General features: G+C 64.4%; 4 protein-coding genes. All 4 read left to right on the forward strand.

What is annotated here, in order from left to right; all coding sequences use genetic code 11:
* The first annotated feature begins 1 nt into the window (after position 1).
* Positions 2-1,633 (forward strand): ABC transporter substrate-binding protein, encoded by a 1,632-nt coding sequence (locus G3N59_RS36680; RefSeq protein ID WP_205987896.1) that lies wholly within the window; start codon positions 2-4, stop codon positions 1,631-1,633.
* 140 nt (positions 1,634-1,773) lie between these two features.
* Positions 1,774-2,787 carry an ABC transporter permease subunit gene (locus tag G3N59_RS36685; protein WP_205987897.1) on the forward strand — a complete coding sequence of 338 codons (1,014 nt, stop codon included), beginning with the start codon at positions 1,774-1,776 and terminating at the stop codon, positions 2,785-2,787.
* A gap of 51 nt (positions 2,788-2,838) precedes the next feature.
* Positions 2,839-3,756, forward strand: a complete 918-nt coding sequence (locus G3N59_RS36690) for an ABC transporter permease subunit (RefSeq protein ID WP_205987898.1) — start codon at positions 2,839-2,841, stop codon at positions 3,754-3,756.
* A 2-nt stretch (positions 3,757-3,758) separates the two neighbouring features.
* Positions 3,759-4,525: ABC transporter ATP-binding protein (locus tag G3N59_RS36695; RefSeq protein WP_205987899.1), on the forward strand; the 767-nt coding region annotated here is incomplete at its 3' end.

Consider the following 4,525-nt stretch of genomic DNA (forward strand, 5'->3'; position numbering starts at 1 on the left):
CATGAAAGAAAACAACCTGTTGCGTGCAGCACGAATGACCTCGCTCGTGGCGCTCGCAGCGGCATCGATTGCAGGCGCGCCGCTCGCGCACGCCGGCAGCATCCCGAACAAGACGCTCGTCTACTGCTCGGAAGGCAGCCCGGCCGGTTTCGATCCGGCGCAGTACACCACCGGCACCGACTTCACCGCGAACACGTTCACCGTCTACAACCGCCTCGTCGAGTTCGAGCGCGGCGGCACCAAGGTCGAGCCGGGCCTTGCGCAATCGTGGGATGTTTCCCCTGACGGCAAGACCTACACGTTCCACCTGCGCCATGGCGTGAAGTTCCAGACCACCTCGTTCTTCAAGCCCTCGCGCGAATTCAACGCCGACGACGTCGTGTTCTCGTTCCAGCGCATGCTCGACCCGAACCAGCCGTTCCGCAAGGCTTACCCGGTGTCGTTCCCGTACTTCACCGACATGGGCCTCGACAAGCTGATCGCCAAGGTCGAAAAAGTCGATCCCTACACCGTCAAGTTCACGCTGAACGAGCCGAACGCGCCGTTCATCCAGAACATGGCGATGGAATTCGCCTCGATCCTCTCGGCCGAATACGCCGATCAGCTGATGAAGGCCGGCAAGGCCGCCGACATCAACCAGAACCCGGTCGGCACCGGCCCGTTCATCTTCAAGAGCTACACCAAGGACGCGACGATCCGCTTCGACGGCAACCCGGATTACTGGAAGCCGGGCGCGGTCAAGCTCTCGAAGCTGATCTTCTCGATCACGCCGGACGCCAGCGTGCGCGTGCAGAAGCTCAAGCGCGACGAATGCCAGGTGATGAGCTATCCGCGTCCGGCCGACATCGCGCCGCTGAAGGCCGATGCCAACCTCGCGATGCCGTCGCAGCCGGGCTTCAACCTGGGCTACCTGTCGTACACCGTCACGCGCAAGCCGATGGACAAGCTCGAAGTGCGCCAGGCGCTCGACATGGCGATCAACAAGAAGGCGATCATCGAGTCGGTGTACCAGGGCGCAGGCCAGGCCGCGACCAACCCGATGCCGCCCACGCAATGGTCCTACGACAAGAACCTCACGGCCCAGCCGTATGACACGGCCAAGGCCAAGGCGCTGCTCGCCAGGGCCGGTTTCCCGAACGGCTTCGAGATCACGCTCTGGGCGATGCCGGTGCAGCGCGCCTACAACCCGAACGCGCGTCTGATGGCCGAAATGATCCAGGCCGACTGGGCCAAGATCGGCGTGAAGGCGAAGATCGTCACGTACGAGTGGGGCGAGTACATCAAGCGCGCGCACGCGGGCGAGGACGACACGATGCTGATCGGCTGGACCGGCGACAATGGCGACCCGGACAACTGGCTCGGCACGCTGCTCGGCTGCGACGCGGTCAACGGCAACAACTTCGGCAAGTGGTGCTACAAGCCCTTCGACGACCTGATCCAGAAGGCGCGTCAGACTTCGGACCAGGCGCAGCGCACCAAGCTCTACACGCAGGCGCAGCAGATCTTCGCGCAGCAGATGCCGTTCTCGCCGATCGCGCACTCGACGGTCTATCAGCCGGTCAGCAAGAAGGTCGTCGATATGCGCATCGAGCCGCTGGGCTACGCGCGTTTTGACGGCGTGAGCATGCAGTAACGATCATCGGGTAAGACTTTCCGCTTCGCCCGCATACCGGGCCAAACAGGCGGAAAATGGTCCGGCGACCGGGGTCACGAGCCCCTGTCGCCGGTTGCGTTTCAATTCAGGCTCATTGAAGTTTTAGGGGGGAACACGACATGTTCCGCTTCGTACTGCGCCGCATCGGCATGGTGATTCCGACTTTCATCGGCATCACGATCCTGGCGTTCGCACTCATTCACCTGATTCCGGGCGACCCCATCGAAGTGATGATGGGCGAGCGCGGCGTCGATCCGCAAATGCACGCCGACGCGATGCATCGCCTCGGGCTCGACGAGCCGCTGCCGATGCAGTATCTGCACTACGTCGGCCACGCGCTGCAGGGCAATCTGGGCACCTCGATCATCACCAACACGAGCGTGATGGGCGAGTTTCTCGCGCGCTTTCCGGCCACCGTCGAACTGTCGATCTGCGCGCTGATCTTCGCGCTCGCGGTCGGCCTGCCCGCGGGCGTGTTCGCGGCGCTGCGCCGCGGCACCGTGGTCGATCACGGCGTGATGGGCACGGCGCTCACCGGCTATTCCATGCCGATCTTCTGGTGGGGGCTGATCCTCATCATGGTGTTCTCGTCGAAACTGGGCTGGACGCCGGTTTCCGGGCGCATCGCGGTGGAATTCGACATTCCGCACGTGACGGGCTTCATGCTGATCGATTCGCTGCTGCCTGGCACCGATGAGGGTTCCTTCCGCTCCGCGTTGAGTCATCTGATCCTGCCCGCGATCGTGCTCGGCACGATTCCGCTCGCGGTGATCGCGCGCATGACGCGCTCGTCGATGCTCGAAGTGCTGCGCGAGGACTACATCCGCACGGCGCGCGCCAAGGGTCTCTCGCCGGTGCGCGTGATCGTCGTGCATGCGCTGCGCAATGCGCTGATTCCGGTGGTGACCGTGATCGGCCTGCAGGTCGGCACCCTGCTGGCTGGCGCGGTGCTCACCGAGACGCTGTTCTCGTGGCCCGGCATCGGCAAATGGCTGATCGACGCGATCAGCCGGCGCGATTATCCGGTGGTGCAGGGCGGCATTCTGATGATCGCGACGCTCGTGATCCTCGTGAACCTGTTCGTCGATCTGCTGTACGGCGTGCTCAATCCGCGCATTCGACATACGAGGTAATCACGCCATGACGATGCAAACCCCCCACATCATTCACAACAAGGAGGCGTGATGGCTGATATTCAGAACACCGCGCCCCGCGCGGTCACGCCGCCTTCGGGACGCGCGCTCGTGCTGCGCGAATTCTGGGCGAACTTCTCGCGCAACCGCGGCGCCGTGGGCGCCGGCCTGATCGTGCTGCTGCTGGTGATCGTCGCGGTCTTCGCGCCGGTGCTCGCGCCGCACAGCCCCATCGAGCAGTACCGCGATTACGTGAAAATTCCGCCCGCGTGGCTCGACGGCGGCAACTGGAAGTTCATCCTCGGCACCGACGAAGCGGGCCGCGACATCCTCTCGCGTCTGATGTTTGGCGCGCGCCTGTCGCTGTGGATCGGCTGCGTCTCGGTGGTGCTCGCGCTGATTCCGGGCGTCGTGCTCGGGCTCGTCGCCGCGTTCTTCGAGAAATGGGCCGATACGCCGATCATGCGTCTGATGGACGTGCTGCTCGCGCTGCCCTCGCTGCTGCTGGCTGTCGCCGTGGTGGCGATCATCGGCCCGGGTCTGACGAATACGATGTTCGCGATCGCGATCGTGGCGCTGCCGGGTTATGTGCGTCTGACGCGCGGCTCGGCGCTGGGCGAACTGCACAAGGAATACGTGACGGCCTCGCGTGTGGCCGGGGCGGGCACGCTGCGGCTGATGTTCTCGCAGGTGCTGCCCAACTGCACGGCGCCGCTGATCGTGCAGGCGACGCTGGGTTTCAGCTCGGCGATTCTCGATGCGGCCGCGCTCGGCTTCCTGGGGCTGGGCGTGCAACCGCCGGCGGCCGAGTGGGGCGCGATGCTCGCCTCGGCGCGCGACTATATCGACAGCGCCTGGTGGATCGTCACGATGCCGGGCCTGTCGATCCTGATTTCGGTGCTCGCGATCAACCTGCTCGGCGACGGGCTGCGCGACGCACTCGATCCCAAGCTGAAGCGGATGGCCTGAACATGACTCAAGAACTTCTCTCCATCCGCAATCTGTCGGTGAACTTCAACGGCCTGGCCGCCGTGGACCGCGTGAATCTCTCTGTCGCGCCGGGCGAAGTGCTGGGCATCGTCGGCGAATCGGGCTCGGGCAAGAGCGTGACGATGATGGCGCTGATGGGCCTGATCGACGCGCCCGGCAAGGTCACCGCCGACGCGGTCACCTTCGATGGCCGCGATCTGCTCAACGCCACGGGCAAGGAGCGCCGCCGCATCGTCGGCAAGGACATCGCCATGGTGTTCCAGGACGCGCTCACGAGCCTGAACCCGAGTTATACGGTCGGCTACCAGATCAAGGAAGTGCTGAAGCTGCACGAAGGGCTGCGCGGCGCGGCGTTGCATAAGCGCGCGCTGGAACTGCTCGACCAGGTCGGCATTCCCGACGCGAAAAACCGCATCGACAACTATCCGCACCAGATGTCGGGCGGCATGAACCAGCGCGTGATGATCGCGATGGCGGTGGCCTGCAACCCCAAACTGCTGATCGCCGACGAACCCACCACGGCGCTCGACGTGACGATCCAGGCGCAGATCATGGAACTGCTCGTGCGTCTGCAGAAAGAGCGCGGCATGGCGCTGGTGCTGATCTCGCACGATCTGGCCGTGGTCTCCGAGGTCGCGCAGCGCGTGGCGGTGATGTACGCGGGCGAGATCATCGAAACCAACCGCGTGCCGGATATCTTTGCGCGTGCGCATCATCCGTACACGGAAGCGCTGCTCGCGGCGATTCC

Source organism: Paraburkholderia sp. Ac-20340, from assembly GCF_017104965.1.
Taxonomy (GTDB): Bacteria; Pseudomonadota; Gammaproteobacteria; order Burkholderiales; family Burkholderiaceae; genus Paraburkholderia.